At 69.9% G+C, this 14,497-nt stretch carries 11 protein-coding genes; 1 reads left to right on the forward strand and 10 read right to left on the reverse strand.

The window, feature by feature from the left end; translation table 11 throughout:
- Nucleotides 1-12: 12 nt before the first annotated feature.
- From trxA to dnaK, 6 genes are read right to left on the reverse strand one after another with little or no spacing between them, the layout of a single operon-like run.
- A complete protein-coding gene (trxA, locus tag ACIRQF_RS02955) occupies nt 13-453 on the reverse strand; it encodes a thioredoxin (RefSeq protein ID WP_376628137.1) in 441 nt (146 codons plus the stop codon).
- On the reverse strand, nt 450-3,092 hold the full coding sequence (gene clpB / locus ACIRQF_RS02960) for an ATP-dependent chaperone ClpB (protein WP_382479675.1): 2,643 nt from the start codon (nt 3,090-3,092) through the stop codon (nt 450-452). Before clpB ends, trxA begins: the two co-directional genes overlap by 4 nt.
- Nucleotides 3,083-3,490, reverse strand: a complete 408-nt coding sequence (locus ACIRQF_RS02965) for a chaperone modulator CbpM (RefSeq protein WP_376628141.1) — start codon at nt 3,488-3,490, stop codon at nt 3,083-3,085. The genes clpB and ACIRQF_RS02965 overlap by 10 nt, the downstream gene beginning before the upstream one ends.
- Nucleotides 3,487-4,440, reverse strand: a complete 954-nt coding sequence (locus ACIRQF_RS02970; protein WP_404088291.1) for a DnaJ C-terminal domain-containing protein — start codon at nt 4,438-4,440, stop codon at nt 3,487-3,489. Before ACIRQF_RS02970 ends, ACIRQF_RS02965 begins: the two co-directional genes overlap by 4 nt.
- 6 nt (nt 4,441-4,446) lie before the next feature.
- Nucleotides 4,447-5,067: a nucleotide exchange factor GrpE gene (locus ACIRQF_RS02975; protein ID WP_404088293.1), complete on the reverse strand. Its 621-nt coding sequence runs from the start codon at nt 5,065-5,067 to the stop codon at nt 4,447-4,449.
- A 9-nt stretch (nt 5,068-5,076) separates the two neighbouring features.
- Nucleotides 5,077-6,975 carry a molecular chaperone DnaK gene (gene dnaK / locus ACIRQF_RS02980; protein ID WP_382479681.1) on the reverse strand — a complete coding sequence of 633 codons (1,899 nt, stop codon included), beginning with the start codon at nt 6,973-6,975 and terminating at the stop codon, nt 5,077-5,079.
- Nucleotides 6,976-7,295: 320 nt separating this feature from the next.
- On the opposite strand from dnaK, the gene ACIRQF_RS02985 reads away from it, so the two are divergent.
- A complete protein-coding gene (locus tag ACIRQF_RS02985) occupies nt 7,296-9,077 on the forward strand; it encodes a PucR family transcriptional regulator (protein WP_404088295.1) in 1,782 nt (593 codons plus the stop codon).
- Nucleotides 9,078-9,221: 144 nt separating this feature from the next.
- Here the strand turns inward: ACIRQF_RS02985 and ACIRQF_RS02990 are convergent, their stop codons facing one another.
- From ACIRQF_RS02990 to ACIRQF_RS03005, 4 genes are all read right to left on the reverse strand, one after another.
- On the reverse strand, nt 9,222-10,334 hold the full coding sequence (locus ACIRQF_RS02990) for an acetate/propionate family kinase (protein ID WP_404088297.1): 1,113 nt from the start codon (nt 10,332-10,334) through the stop codon (nt 9,222-9,224).
- A 253-nt stretch (nt 10,335-10,587) separates the two neighbouring features.
- On the reverse strand, nt 10,588-12,057 hold the full coding sequence (locus tag ACIRQF_RS02995; RefSeq protein ID WP_404088299.1) for an MFS transporter: 1,470 nt from the start codon (nt 12,055-12,057) through the stop codon (nt 10,588-10,590).
- 248 nt (nt 12,058-12,305) lie between these two features.
- Nucleotides 12,306-12,686 (reverse strand): hotdog domain-containing protein, encoded by a 381-nt coding sequence (locus ACIRQF_RS03000; RefSeq protein WP_376628154.1) that lies wholly within the window; start codon nt 12,684-12,686, stop codon nt 12,306-12,308.
- A complete protein-coding gene (locus tag ACIRQF_RS03005; RefSeq protein ID WP_404088302.1) occupies nt 12,683-14,347 on the reverse strand; it encodes a flavin-containing monooxygenase in 1,665 nt (554 codons plus the stop codon). The genes ACIRQF_RS03000 and ACIRQF_RS03005 overlap by 4 nt, the downstream gene beginning before the upstream one ends.
- Between the last annotated feature and the right edge of the window lie 150 nt (nt 14,348-14,497).

The raw sequence follows: 14,497 nt of genomic DNA on the forward strand, positions 1-14,497 counted from the left end.
TCCTGCAGTGGTTCACCGGCCCGCCATCGCCTGCTCGACCCACGCGCGCAGGACGTGTGCGGGTGCCGCGCCGGCCTGCCGGGCGATCGTCTCGCCCTTGTCCAGGACGAGGAGGGTCGGCACGGCCTGCACTTCGAACCGACGGCTGAGCTGTGGGTTCCTGTCGACGTCGACCTTGACGAGCTTGATCCGTCCGGCGAGGTCGCGGGCGACCTGTTCGAGGGCGGGGCTGACCATGCGGCAGGGGCCGCACCAGGTGGCCCAGAGGTCGACGACCACGGGCACGGAGGCCCGCTCGACGACCTCGGCGAAGTCGTCGTCGCCGGCGTCCACGAGCCAGGGCAGGGGCTGCTTGCAGTGGCCGCACCTGGGCCGCCCCTCGGCGGCCACGGGAATCCTGTTGCCGCGCCCGCAGTTCGGGCAGGTCACCGTTGTCGTCCGGGTGGTGTTCACGCCGCCCTCGCTTCCCAGGCCCCCTCCTGCTGCTGGTCGTAGGTGACCACCAGCTCTCCGTGCTCGGCGTCGACGCGCACGGTCGCACCGTCCTGGACGTCGCCGCGCAGCAGGGCACGCCCGACCAGCGTCTCGACCTCATGCGAGATGTAACGCCGCAGCGGCCGGGCCCCGTACACCGGGTCGTAGCCCTGGTGGGCAATCAACTCCCGTGCATCAGCGGTGAGTTCGACGGTGATCCGGCGCTCGGCGAGCCGTCGCCGCAGCTCGTCGAACTGCAGCTCCACGATCCGCTCGATCTGCCGCTCGCCGAGCGGCTTGAACAGCACGATGTCGTCGACGCGGTTGAGGAACTCCGGGCGGAAGTGTCCGCGCAGCTCGCCCATCACCAGGGCGCGGGCGTCGGGCTTGATCTCACCTTCGGCGGTGACGCCGTCGAGGAGGTGCTCGGAGCCGATGTTGGACGTCATGATGATCACGGTGTTGCGGAAGTCGACGGTGCGGCCCTGGGCATCGGTGATACGGCCGTCGTCGAGGATCTGCAGCAGGGTGTTGAAGACATCGGTGTGCGCCTTCTCGACCTCGTCGAACAGCACGACCGAGTACGGCTTGCGGCGTACGGCCTCGGTCAGCTGGCCGCCCTCCTCGTAGCCGACGTATCCGGGCGGTGCGCCCATGAGCCGGCTGACGGTGTGCCGTTCCTGGTACTCGCTCATGTCGAGCCGGACGATGTTCTCCTCGGAGTCGAAGAGCGCCCGGGCGAGGGTCTTGGCCAACTCGGTCTTCCCGACGCCGGTGGGGCCGAGGAAGATGAACGAGCCGATGGGGCGGCGAGGGTCGCGGATGCCGGAGCGGGCGCGGATGATGGCGTCGGCGACGAGCTTGACGGCCTCGTCCTGGCCGATGACGCGCTCGCGCAGGATCTCGTCGAGGCGCAGCAGTTTCTCGCGTTCGCCCTCCTGGAGGCGGGTGACGGGGACACCGGTCCAGGCGGCGACGATCTCGGCGATCTCCTCCTCGGTGACGACCTCGCGCAGCAGCCGGTTCTGCCCTTGTTTGGCGGCCAGTTGCTCCTCTTCCGCGGCGAGTCGGCGCTCCAGGTCCTGAAGGCGGCCGTAGCGGAGCTCGGCGGCGCGGTTGAGGTCGTAGGCGCGTTCGGCCTCCTCCGCCTCGAGGCGGACCTGCTCCAGTTCCTGGCGCAGTTCCTGCACTCGGCGGATCGCCTGCCTCTCGGCCTCCCACTGGGCGTGTTTGGAGTCGGCCTCCGCACGCAGGTCGGCCAGTTCCCTGCGCAGCTCTTCCAGGCGGGCCTCACTGGCGGGATCGGTCTCCTTCGAGAGGGCGGCGTCCTCGATCTCCAGGCGGGTGACGCGGCGGGTGATCTCGTCGAGTTCGGCCGGCATGGAATCGATCTCGGTACGCAGCCGGGCGCACGCCTCGTCGACGAGGTCGATGGCCTTGTCCGGCAGGAACCGGTCGGTGATGTAACGGTGGCTGAGGGTGGCCGCGGAGACCAGTGCGGTGTCCTGGATCTTCACTCCGTGGAAGACCTCCAGGCGTTCGCGCAGTCCTCGCAGGATGGAGATGGTGTCCTCCACGCTCGGCTCGTCGACCACCACTTGCTGGAAGCGGCGCTCGAGGGCGGCGTCCTTCTCGATGTGCTTGCGGTACTCGTCGAGGGTGGTGGCGCCGATCATGTGGAGTTCTCCGCGCGCGAGCATCGGCTTGAGCATGTTGCCCGCGTCCATGGCTCCTTCGGCGGCACCCGCGCCGACGACGGTGTGCAGTTCGTCGACGAAGAGCAGGATGCGCCCCTGGGCCGCCTTGACCTCGCTGAGCACGGCCTTGAGCCGTTCCTCGAACTCACCGCGGTATTTGGCCCCGGCGACCAGGGAGCCCATGTCGAGGGCGAACACGGTCCGGTCGCGCAGCCCTTCGGGCACGTCACCGCGGACGATGCGCTGGGCGAGACCCTCGACGATGGCGGTCTTGCCGACGCCGGGGTCGCCGATGAGGACCGGGTTGTTCTTGGACTTGCGGCTCAGGATCTGGGTGACGCGGCGGATCTCGGCGTCCCGGCCGATGACCGGGTCGAGGCTGCCGGTCCGTGCCTCGGCGACGAGGTCGCGGCCGTACTTCTCCAGAGCCTCGTAGGCCACTTCCGGGTTGGCGGAGGTGACGCGCTGGTTCCCGCGGACCTGGGTGAGCGCGCTCAGGAACGAGTCCCTGGTGATGCCGGCCTCCTTGAGCAGACGCCCGGCGGTGGTCGACGAGCCCTCTTCCGCCAGGGCGAGCAGGAGGTGCTCCACGGACACGTACTCGTCCTTGAGGCGTTTGGCCTCCCGTTCGGCGGCATCGAGCAGGCGGGCCAGACGCTGGGTGACGAAGACCTGGCCGGGGGCTGCGCCGGGGCCGGTGACCCGCGGGCGGCGGGAGAGTTCCTCGCGCACGGCCGCGCGCAGTCGGTTCGGCTCGGTACCGGCCTGCTGCACCAACCGCGGGATCAGACCGTCCTCCTGATCGAGGAGTGCGAGCAGCAGGTGTTCCCCGTCGACCTCGGTCTGCCCCATGCCGACGGCCGCGGTCTGGGCTTCCTGGAGGGCTTCCTGGGACTTCTGGGTGAGACGGTTCATGTCCATGGGGGGTTTTCACTCCTCGTGCCGCGCCCTCGCAGGGCGGCTTCGAGCAGGCTGATGCGATCGAGCAGGTCGAGCACCAGGCCGATCGAGGCGTAGTTGAGGCAGAGTCCGGAGCGCAGCCGCTGGACGCGGGCGAGCACCGCCGGGGCCGTGGGGTCGAACACCAGGTGCCCCGCGGCGTCGCGGTCGGCGTCGACCAGTCCGAGGGCGACGAACCGGCGGATCAGGTCGGGGTGGAGGCCCGAGCGACGGGCCACGGCGTCCAGGGAGAGTCTGTGGACGGGCACGAGCGCGTACCGGACAGCCGTCGTGGCGGTGAGGCCGGTGCCGGTTCGCACCGGTCGGTCGCCCACGCCGGCCCGGCCGATGCCTGCCGCTCCCGCGGGTCGGTCGTTCATCGTGTCCTCCGGGGATCGAAGGAGGAGGTGGCGGCGAGCTCCTCGAACAGTTCGCGCTCCCGGTCGCCCAGGGTCGGCGGCACCATGACGCGGAGTTCGGCGTACAGGTCGCCGTCGGCGCCGCGCGGACCGGGCATGCCCTCGCCGCGCAGCCGCAGTCGCCGACCGCTGGACGAGCCCGCGGGCACGGTGACCTTGGCCGTGCCACCGCCGGGGGTGGGCACGGGCACGGTCGCGCCAAGGGCCGCTTCCCAGGGGGTGAGGGGGACCTGGACGTGAACGTCGCGGCCCTCCAGCCGGAACTGTGGGTGGGGCTGGATGCGCACCCGCAGGTACAGGTCGCCTCCGGGGGCGTCACCGCTCCCCCGACCGCCCTCTCCCGCCAGCCGGATGCGCTGTCCGTCGGTGACGCCCGGCGGCACGTTGACCTCGTACCGCCGCGGCTGCCCGGCGGGCCCGGCGAGCGTGACGGTGCGACGGCCGCCCCTGTACGCCTCCTCCACGGTGAGCGGCAGCTCGGCCTCCTGGTCGGCTCCCGGTACACCGCCGCGGGCGGCGCCCGCTCCGAAGAACGAACCGAACAGGTCCTCGATGTCGATGTCCTCCGCTGCGAAGTCGTCGCCGAAGCCGGTGGCGTACCGAACACGGGGGCCACCCGCGCCCGCGGTCCTCCGGGCGCGGAAGCCGCCGCCCGCGCCGGCCGCGACCCGTTCGTCGAAGTCCTCGGGGATCTTGCGGAAGTCCTCGCCGAAGCGGTCGTAACGGGCCCGGGTCTTCGGGTCCGACAGGACGCTGTATGCCTCGTTGAGGTCCTTGAAGCGTTCCTCCGCCCCCGGGTCCTTGTTGACGTCGGGGTGGTATTTGCGGGCGAGCTTGCGATACGCCTGCTGGATCTCGTCCTGGCTCGCGGTTCGCGACACGCCCAGCACCTCGTAGAAGTCCTGTGCCATCGCCGGTCACTCCCGCTTCGCGACGGTCACGGCGGCGGGCCTGAGCTGCCGTTCGCCGTCCCCGTACCCGGGGCGCAGCACGTCGACGACCGTGCCCGGCGAGGCGTCGGGGTCCTGGACGACGCCGATCACCTCGTGCCGGGCCGGGTCGAACGCGACGCCGGTCTCCGCGTGCCGCGGGTAGCCGAGCAGTTCGAGGACGTTCACCGCCTGGTCGCGGACCGCCTGGACGCCCTCCACGATGGCTCCGGGATCGGCGCCGGCATGGGTCAGGGCGAGTTCGAGGTTGTCCAGGACCGGCAGGAAGGCGGCGGCCGTCCGGGAGCCCTCGGCCTTCCGTTCCCGCTCCAGTTCCCTGGCGTGGCGCTTGCGCAGGTTGTCCAGGTCGGCGAGCGCGCGACGCCAGCGGTCCTCCAGTTCCTTGAGTTCGGCCGTGTACTCGTCCTCGGTCGGTGCGGGGGCGCCGCCGGCCGCGCCGACGCCGGGTTGTGCGTCCGTGGCAGGCCCCGGCCCCGTCGGGGGGCCCGAGCGTGGCGGAGCGCCGGGAAGGGGACCTACGGCGTCCTCCGAAGCCGGATCGGTGTGGTCGGGTGCGGCGGGGTCGGGTTTCCCGGGGTGCATGGGCATGGCGGTTCCTCAGTCCTTGTCGAACTCGGCGTCGATGACGTCGTCGTCACCGTCAGCGCCGCTCGTGGGACCGCCGGTGGTGGCGTCCTGCCCAGGGCCGCCGGTGTCGGCGGCGCCCTGGTGGGCCGCCAGCCCGGCGAGCAGCTGCTGGAGTTCGGAGGTCAGGGGCCGCACGCGCGCGACGTCCGCCTCTTCCTTGACCGCCGCCCGGGCATCGGACACGAGCATCTCGGCGCGTGCCCTTTCGTGCGCGGGCGCCGTGTCGCCCAGTTCGGCGAGGCGCTTCTCGACCTGGTAGGCGACGGCGTCGAGCTCGTTGCGGGCGTCGACGGCCTCGCGGAGTGCCTGGTCCTGGCCCTGGTTCCGCTCGGCCTCCTGGACCATGCGTTCGACCTCGCTGCGGTCCAGGTTGGAGCTCTCGCTGATCGTGATGCCCTGTTCCTTGCCGGTGTCCCGATCGCGGGCCGTGACGTTGAGGATCCCGTTGGCGTCGATGTCGAAGGTGACCTCGACCTGTGGTTCGCCGCGCGGCGCCGGCCGGATGTCGGTGAGCTGGAACCGCCCCAGCACCCGGTTGTCGGCGGCCAGCTCGCGCTCGCCCTGGAGGACGACGATGTCGACGGCGGGCTGGTTGTCCTCGGCGGTGGAGAAGGTCTCGGAGCGGCGCACCGGGATGGTGGTGTTCCGCTCGATGATCTTCGTCATCACGCCGCCACGTGTCTCGACACCCAGCGACAGGGGGGTGACGTCGAGCAGCAGGACGTCCTTGACCTCGCCCTTGAGCACCCCGGCCTGGATCGCGGCGCCCAAGGCCACGACCTCGTCGGGGTTGACGCTCATGTTGGGTTCCTTGCCGCCGGTCAGCCGGCGCACCAGGGCCTGGACGGCGGGGATACGGGTGGAACCGCCGACGAGGATGACCTCGTCGATGTCGCTCTCGCCGACCTTGGCGTCGGTCATGGCCTGCTGGACCGGTCCGAGGCACCGTTCCACCAGGTCGCCGGTGATCTGCTCGAAGGTGGACCGCATGATCGAGTCGGTGAGGTGCTTGGGGCCCGAGGCGTCGGCGGTGATGAACGGCAGGCTGACCTGCGTCTGTGTCACCGAACTCAGCTCGGTCTTGGCCTTCTCCGCCGCCTCGAACAATCGTTGCAGCGCCTGCGGGTCCTTGCGGAGGTCTATGCCGTTCTCCTTCTGGAAGTCGTCGGCGAGGTGATCCACCAGGCGCCGGTCGAAGTCGTCGCCGCCCAGGTGGCTGTCACCGGCGGTGGAGCGCACCTCCACCACGCCGTCGCCGACGTCGAGGATGCTCACGTCGAAGGTCCCGCCGCCCAGGTCGAAGACGAGGACGGTCTCGTGCTGCTGCTTGTCCATGCCGTACGCGAGGGCTGCGGCCGTCGGCTCGTTGATGATCCGCAGCACCTCCAGTCCGGCTATCCGACCGGCGTCCTTGGTGGCGGTGCGCTGGGCGTCGTTGAAGTAGGCGGGCACCGTGATGACCGCCTCCGTGACCCGTTCCCCCAGCTGTTTGGAGGCGTCCTCGGTGAGTTTGCGCAGGACCTGGGCGCTGATCTCCTCAGGTGCGTACAACTTGTCGCGCACCTTGAAGCGGGCCGCCCCGCCGTCGCCCTCGACGACGTCGTACGCGACCGCCCTGGCCTCCTCCGAGATCTCGTCGAAGTGCCGGCCGATGAACCGCTTGGCCGAGTAGATGGTCCCCTTGGGGTTGAGAATCGCCTGGCGCCGGGCCATCTGGCCCACGAGACGCTCGCCGGTGTCGGTGAAGGCCACTACAGATGGTGTCGTGCGGTTGCCCTCGCTGTTGGGCACCACGGACGGCTCGCCGCCTTCCCACACGGCGATCACCGAGTTCGTGGTACCCAGGTCGATACCCACTGCCTTGGCCATGAGAAATCTCCTCCCAATGCGGCGGTCCCGCGCCGGCTCTCCGGATCACGCTCGTTCAGGGTGAAGAGGCGACCGTCCTGCGAGGTTGCCGGGTCATCGCCCGGTCCTTTCCGCTGGTGCACGCGGAGCTGCCGGACCCTGACCAGGGTCGCTGACCGGTCGGCTTCGCGCTTGCCCCTGACGAGTCAGAAGTTCACGGGCCCGGTAGCCCCACGAGTACGAGAGGGAAGCATCCGGACATTCCGGATGGAGCGCCTCCGAGCGGGTAGGCGTAGAAAACGATCGCGTCTCCGGAGCTGTGGAGTGAACGGAGTGATCCCATGGTCGGCAGCCGGTCACACAACGTGTACGGCCGCTGCTCCGACCGGGAGGGCAGCCTTCCGCCGAGCAGCGCCGGGCAGCACCCCACGGATGCGCGGAGAGAGCTGCTCCCGTCCGCCACGAACCCGGCCGCCACTGCCCTCCACGACATGATGGAGCTCTCCTCCACCCTGTTCGAAGCCCCGAGCGAAGCCGAGATCCTGCGCCTGGCCATGCACCACATAGCCGCCGCCGGGCCGTACCGCGCCGAAGCCGGATACCTCCAGGTCGATGGCGACCTGGTCCCCAGCCCGGAGAACGATCACACCCATGCCGCATCCGTGGACCGCAGGGTGCGGGAACTGGACGGGCAGGACGGGCCTGTGACCGTTCCCGACGGGACCTGGGGCTGGGCCCTGGGGCTGCGCGGGATGAAGAGACTGCACGGGTACCTGGTGGTGACCTCCCGCATCCGGCCCACCGGGGCCCAGCGGTCCCTGCTCGCCACGCTCGTCCGGCACACCGCTGCCGCCCTGTCCGTCGCTTTCGCGCAGCGCCGGCAGCGCGAGGACGCGGTAGAGCTCTACCGGCTGCGGGAGGAACGCGCAGCCCTTCAGCAGCAGCTGACCTCCGTGGTGGCCGAGCTCGGGTACCAGCGGGCCGTTCACGTGCTCATGGCCGACATCGCCGCCGCGGGCGGCGGCGAGGAGGCGGTCACCCGTGCACTGCATGAGCTCACCGGCCTTCCCGCGCTGGTCGAAGACCGCTTCGGACGGCTGAAGGCCTGGTCAGGACCCGGCCGACCCGACCCCTACCCGGAACCGGACCCCGTCCGCCGGAACGACATGCTGCACGCCGTCGCCCGGAAGGTCGGGCCCGTACGGATGAAGGACCGGCTGATCACGCTGGTCCGCCCCCATGGCGAGATCCTGGGCGTGCTGGCTCTGGTCGACGCCCTGGGTGAGGCCGACGAACACACCGTGTTCGCGCTGGAACACGCCGCCGCGTCGCTCGCCCTGGAGCTGGCACACCTGCGCAATCTGGCCGAAGTGGAGCTGAGGCTGCACCGTGAGCTGGTCGACGACCTCCTGGCGGGGACGGACGCCGCGAGCGCCTACGCCCGGTCAGAAGCAGTCGGACACGACCTGCACCGCAGCCACTACGTCGTCGTCGTGGAGTGGTCGAACCGGACCGCGGACGATTCCTTCGCCCGGACCGTGAGCCGGGCGGCCTCTGCCGTCGGCATGCACTCGCTGCTGACCCGGCGCTCCGGCCACGTGGTCCTGGTCGCTGACGACAGACCGCACGCTCGCGCGCTGCACGAGGCGCTCGCCCGGGAGACCGGAACACAGTCCGGGGCGATCGGGGTGAGCGCCCCCTCCGACTCCGTGCCCGACATCCCCCACCGCTACCAGGAGGCACAGCGCGCCCTCGAAGTGCGCCTCAGTTCCCGCGAGCGGTACGGCACGACCTTCTTCGACGAGCTCGGCCTGTACCGCATCCTGGGACCTGGCGCCGATCACCAGGAACTGGAGACGTTCGTCCACGAGTGGCTCGGGCAGCTCATCGACTACGACTCCCGACATCGCGCAACCCTGGTGGAGACCCTCTCCCGGTACTTCGACTGCGGCGGCAACTACGACGAGGCCGCCGCGTCCCTCGCGATCCACCGCAGCACGCTGCGCTACCGGCTGCAGCGCATCCGAGAGATCAGCGGCAACGACCTCGCGAACGTCGAGGACCGGCTCAACCTCCAGGTCGCGACCCGGGTGTGGAAGATCATGCTGGGGGGATCCGGCTGAACCCCCGGAGCCGGCTGATCCCCCGGATCCGGCTGAACCCCCGCCACAGCTGTGCGAACCGGGGCCGGCGCAGGGGTCGTAGGGATGCGGACTCGACCCGCGTGATCTCCCTGGTACCGGTGAGGCCGTGTCGTCGGCCCCCGCTCAGCCGTGAGCCAGGAGAGCCCGGGTCTCAAGGTCGATCTGCTGGGCCTCTCCCGTAGGCACGACCACGACGGGAACCCGTGCGCCCGGCGCGCTGACGATCTCCGGCCGCTCGGCGACCAGCGGTCGCAGACCGCCCCTGAGGCCGAACACGGACAGCCGGGCGCACACCTCTTCCCGTACCTCGGGCTGATCCTCACCGATCTCACCAGTGAAGACGAGAGCGTCCAGACGGCTCAAGGACGCGGCCATCCCGGCGATACCGCGACGACAATGGTGGGTGAAGACGTCAAGGGCGAGTGCGGCACGCTCGTCGCCCGCCGCCCGGCTGCGGACCAGGTCGCGCGTGTCGCCGGAAGTGCCGGAGAGGGCAAGCAGACCGGACCTGTGGTTCAGAGCGTCCTCGATCTCGTCCGCAGACACGTTCTTCCTCTTCAGCAGCCAGGTCAGGGCACCAGGGTCGACGCTGCCGCTGCGACGGCTCATCACCAAACCCTCCAACGGCGTAAAGCCCATCGTCGTGTCGACACTGCGCCCCTCGCGCACCGCGCAGGCGGAGCAGCCGCCGCCGAGGTGCGCCATCACCAGCTGCAGCTCCTCCGGGCGCCGGCCGAGGAGTTCAGCGGTGCGGGCCAGCGCCCAGGCGTAGGACAGGCCATGGAAGCCGTAGCGGCGCAGTCCGTACGTCTCGCGCCAGCCGGCCGGTACCGCGTACTCCCGCGCGGCAGCCGGTAGGCCGGAGTGGAAGACGGTGTCGAAGCAGACCACGTGCGGAATTCCGGGCAGCAGGTCCCGGGCCGCGTCCAGCACGGTCAAGGCCTGCGGGACGTGCAAGGGCGCGAGTTCCGCCACGCGATCCAAGCGGACACGCACATCGTCATCGAGCAGGGTGTGGCTGCGCAGCTCCGAGCCGCCGTGGACGATGCGGTGACCCACAGCCGCGGGAGCCGGCCCTTCCCTCAGCAATTGCCGCAGCGAACCGAATGCGCTCTCGCCAGGAGGAGATTCGCTGTGGTGTTCGTTGAGAACCTCACCGCCGTCCCCGAAGAGCGTCAGACGCAAACTCGACGACCCCGCGTCTGTCACCAGTACCGGGCTGGTCCGTGTTCGCACACACCGATCCTCTCCCTCGTTCCGCGACATGTCCCGAAAGAGGGGTCATGACTTTCGTATCGGGCTGCCGTGCCCCGGCACTGGGTACCCGATCCGACCACCCTGGAAACGGAACATTCTGCGGGACGATTCCGGTGGACCAGTACCTTTCGCTTTCGGAGCAGCGATCGGCCGAGTGCCCTTTTCCTGGCGGTGGAGGTGCCGGCGGATCGCCCGTCGACACGCCGGCACCTCCTCGGGAACCGTGGTCCGTCTAGGACGCCGCGGCGGGGACGCGCCGGCCGTCGCGCGCTCGCGAGACGAGCACGGCGACCACGATCAGCAGGGCCAGGCCGACCGAGATCCAGTAGCTCGTGCCGTAGAGGCTCTTCTCGGCGACCTCGACCTCCGTTCCGGGAACGGAGACGACCGAGGCGCTCAGCACACCGGTGATCAGTGCCGATCCGAAGGCGATGCCGATCGCCATCGCGGTGCCGGCCACACCCGCGGCCATCCCGGCCTTCTCCTCCGGCACCGCCATCTGGGCGATGCTGAACCCGGCCGCGTATCCCATGCTGCACCCGAGGCCGATCACACCGGCGCCCACGAGATAGTGCCACGCGTGATCGTGCGCCAGCGCGAGCCAGGCGAGTCCCACGGCGCTGAGGAGCGCCCCCGTCACGAGCACGGAAGCGCCGCGCCCCCTGGCGACCAGCCGATCGACCACCTTGCCGCCCACCACGAACATCACCGCGAAGGGCACCATGAGCCAGCCCGTCTGCAGCGCGGTGCGCCCGAGACCGTACGCGTCCGCGGGCGGGAGGGCGGAGGGGACGACCTGGCTGTACGTGCTGAGCAGCAGCAGGAAGGCCGCGTTCACGGCACCGAACACCGCCATCGACAGGCACGCCACGGTGACGAGGGGCAACTTCAGCAGCACCACGTCGAACACCGCGGCCGAGGACTTCCGCTCGACACGCACCCACAGGACGCCACCGACGACACCGGCGACCAGCGGGATGACGGCCGCGCCGCCCCACACCAGGCCCTGCGTCAGCGTCAGGAGCACCGCCCCGACCCAGGTGATCAACCACACCGTGCCGAGCAGGCCGATGCGGCCGCCGGACTCCGCCGGCGGGGAAGGGGGGATGGCCGCGAACGAGGCGATCGTCGTCGCCACGCACGCCGCGGCGAGGATGCAGAAGAACGTACGCAGGGACAGGCTTTCGACGATGAGCCCACCGCCAATCATGCCCACGACAATCCCGATTCCCGATGCGACGACCAGGACACGGACCGCCGTGATGATCCCCTCCTCCCCCAGGTTCCGCCGCAGGAAGCCCAGGGGCAGCAGTTGGGCTGCACTGCCGAAGCCCATGACCGTGGACCCGATGAGCAGGGCCGGGTACGAGTCGCCCACCGCGGGGACGAGCGCCCCGGCGGCAAGACAGCCGGAGGCCAGGACGGACGCGTTGCGATCGCCGGACACGTCGGCGAGGCGCGGAAGCAGGATGTAGCCCGCGCCTCCTCCCAGCGTGAGCAGAGTGAAGATCCACATGACGGCGGACACGGTGGTGAGCCCGTACTGCGTCTGGATGACCGGCAGGAGCGGGGGCAGGATGAACATGATCGCGTTGGTCAGGATGACGAGAAGGGCACCGACCGCGATGAGCGCCCCCTTCCGCGGTGCGCTGCGTGGTCTCAACTCCCATGCCAGGCCGCTCGGTTCGTTGATCTCGGTCATGTCAGTCTCCGAACTGGTTGTTTGCGGGACCACGCATGCATCCATACGGCCTGCCGCCGGAATCGGCGGGCCGTACGCACGGACAGCCGCCCGGTCGGGACTGGGTCCCGTCGATTCCCGGACGGCCTCCACCGGTGCGGCGATGGGCCTTCGGGCCCACCGCCGTGAACTGCTTCAAGCCGCCGTGACCGTCTACCTGTCGGGGTGCGCCCCGGACCGTCCTCGCCGGCCGACGTCGCCCCCGGCGGTCACGGTGCCGTCGTCGCGGCGTCGATCGGAACGACGGCCGTACCTCGCGCCCGAGTGGCCACGATGGGCTCCGCCAGCACCTCGGCCCGGCCGCTGTCGTCGACGGACCTGCAGATGATCCGCAGCTCGAAGTCGACGGTCCGGCTGCGCCTCCCCTTCGACGCCAGGCGCGCCTCGGCCTCGACCACGTCGCCGCCACGGACAGGCGCGAGGAACTCGACCGACGCATACCCGGCGAACAGGCTCTCGTGGCCGTCGATGGTGATCGCCAGGTGCGTTCCGGCGTCCCCGAAGAGCTTCAGCCCGAAGGCCCCGTCGACGAGGTTCCCCGCGTAGTGCGCCTCGGAGTGGGCGACATAGCGCTGGTGCACGACCTTCATGCGATCTCCCTGTCGATGGGGCCGAGGCGGCGGGCGGCGGTCTCGCCGTCGAGCTCGATGCCCGGGTAGCCGCGCTTGGCGAGCTCGGTACACATCCGGCGGTACTTGCCGACGCCGCCCACGTAACCGAGGAAGGTGGTCGGCTTGCCGGTCACGTTCGAACCGCGGTACCAGGAGTCGGCGGTCGCGTAGAGCGTCTGGTTCACCGTGTCCTCGGTGATCTTCACCCAGTCCTCCTGGGCTTCGACCGTCGGCTCGATGACGTCGGCCCCCACGACCTTGGCGTGCCCGATCAGATCGGTGATCCAGTCGACGGCCTGCTCGATCGTGACCACGACGTTGCTCGCGAGCGCGGGGCTCTGCGGTCCGGCGACCATGAAGAAGTTGGGGAACCCGGCGGCCATGACGCCCAGGTACGTCCGAACTCCGTCGCTCCACGCGTCCTGCAGCCTGCCGGCCTCCGGAGTGGAGACGTTCAACGCGAACAGCGGGCCGGTGAAGGCGTCGAACCCGATCGCCAGCACGATGGCGTCGACCTCGTAGGAGCCGCCCCTCGTGACGATGCTGTCGCTCGTCATGGTGTCGATCGGCTCGTCGCGCAGGGAGACCACCGAGACGTTGGGCCGGTTGAAGGTCTCGTAGTAGTCGGTGCCGAAACAGCTGCGCTTGGCGCCCAGCGGGTGGAAGCGGGGTTCGAGGACGGCGGCGGTCTTCGGGTCGTGGACGATCTGGCGGATCTTCTCGCGCACGAACTCCGCCGCGGTCTCGTTGGCCCTCGCGTCGGTCAGCAGATCGGAGAACTCGCCGCCGACGCCGTTGAATCCGCTTCGCACGTAGGCCCGCTCGTAGCGCTCACGCCGTTCCTCGTCGGAGACGTCGAACGCCGCGGCGTCCGGGATGCGGTCCGGGATGCCCCCGAGCGAGTGGCGGCACTCCTCGCGGATCGCCGTGTAGTTGCTCTTGATCTCGTCGACGTAGTCCGCCGACAGCGGGGCGTTCCGGGCGGGGAACACGTAGTTGGGGGTGCGCTGGAACACGGTGAGGTGCTCGGCGACCTCGGCGATGAGCGGAATGCACTGCACCGCGGACGATCCCGTGCCGATCACGGCGACGCGCTTCCCCGCCAGGTCGCTCAGCGGGATGTTCCACCGGCTCGTCGAGACGGTGGTCCCGGTGAAGTTCTCCAGGCCCGGCACGTCGAAGTCCTTGGGCGTCGAGAGACCGCCCGAGGCGGCGAGCAGGTGACGGCCCCGCCGGGTCTCGCCGGAGTCGAGGGTCACCTCCCAGAGCCGCTCGTCCGGAAGCCAGGTCGCGGAGGTCACCTTGGTGTTGAAGCTGAAGTGCCTGCGCAGGTCGAAGCGGTCCGCGACGTGGTTGATATAGCTCAGGATCTCGGCCTGCGGAGCGAAGCGCTCGCTCCACGTCCACTCCTGCAGGAGCTCCTGACTGAACGAGTAGGAGTAGTAGACGCTCTCGACGTCACACCGGGCGCCGGGGTACGTGTTCCAGAACCAGGTGCCACCGACATCGGGCGCGAGCTCGAATCCCGCGAATGTCCAGCCCTTCTCGACGGCCTTGTAAGCCGCGTAGAGGCCTGAGAATCCCGCACCGACACAGAGGAGGTCGACGACGGGTGCGGTGGGTGGAGCGGTCTCAGTCATGCGTGTGCCTTCGGGTAGTCGAAATGCGGATGACATCTGGCCGTCAGGGCTTCGCCTCGGCGGGGGCCGTTCGCCCCTCGGCGCATCAGAGCGCAGGTTTTAGTCAAACGACTTAGTCGTATGACCAACGGAATCTAGCCATGGGGCCGG

It is taken from the genome of Streptomyces sp. NPDC101191 (assembly GCF_044767915.1).
GTDB lineage: Bacteria > Actinomycetota > Actinomycetes > Streptomycetales > Streptomycetaceae > Streptomyces.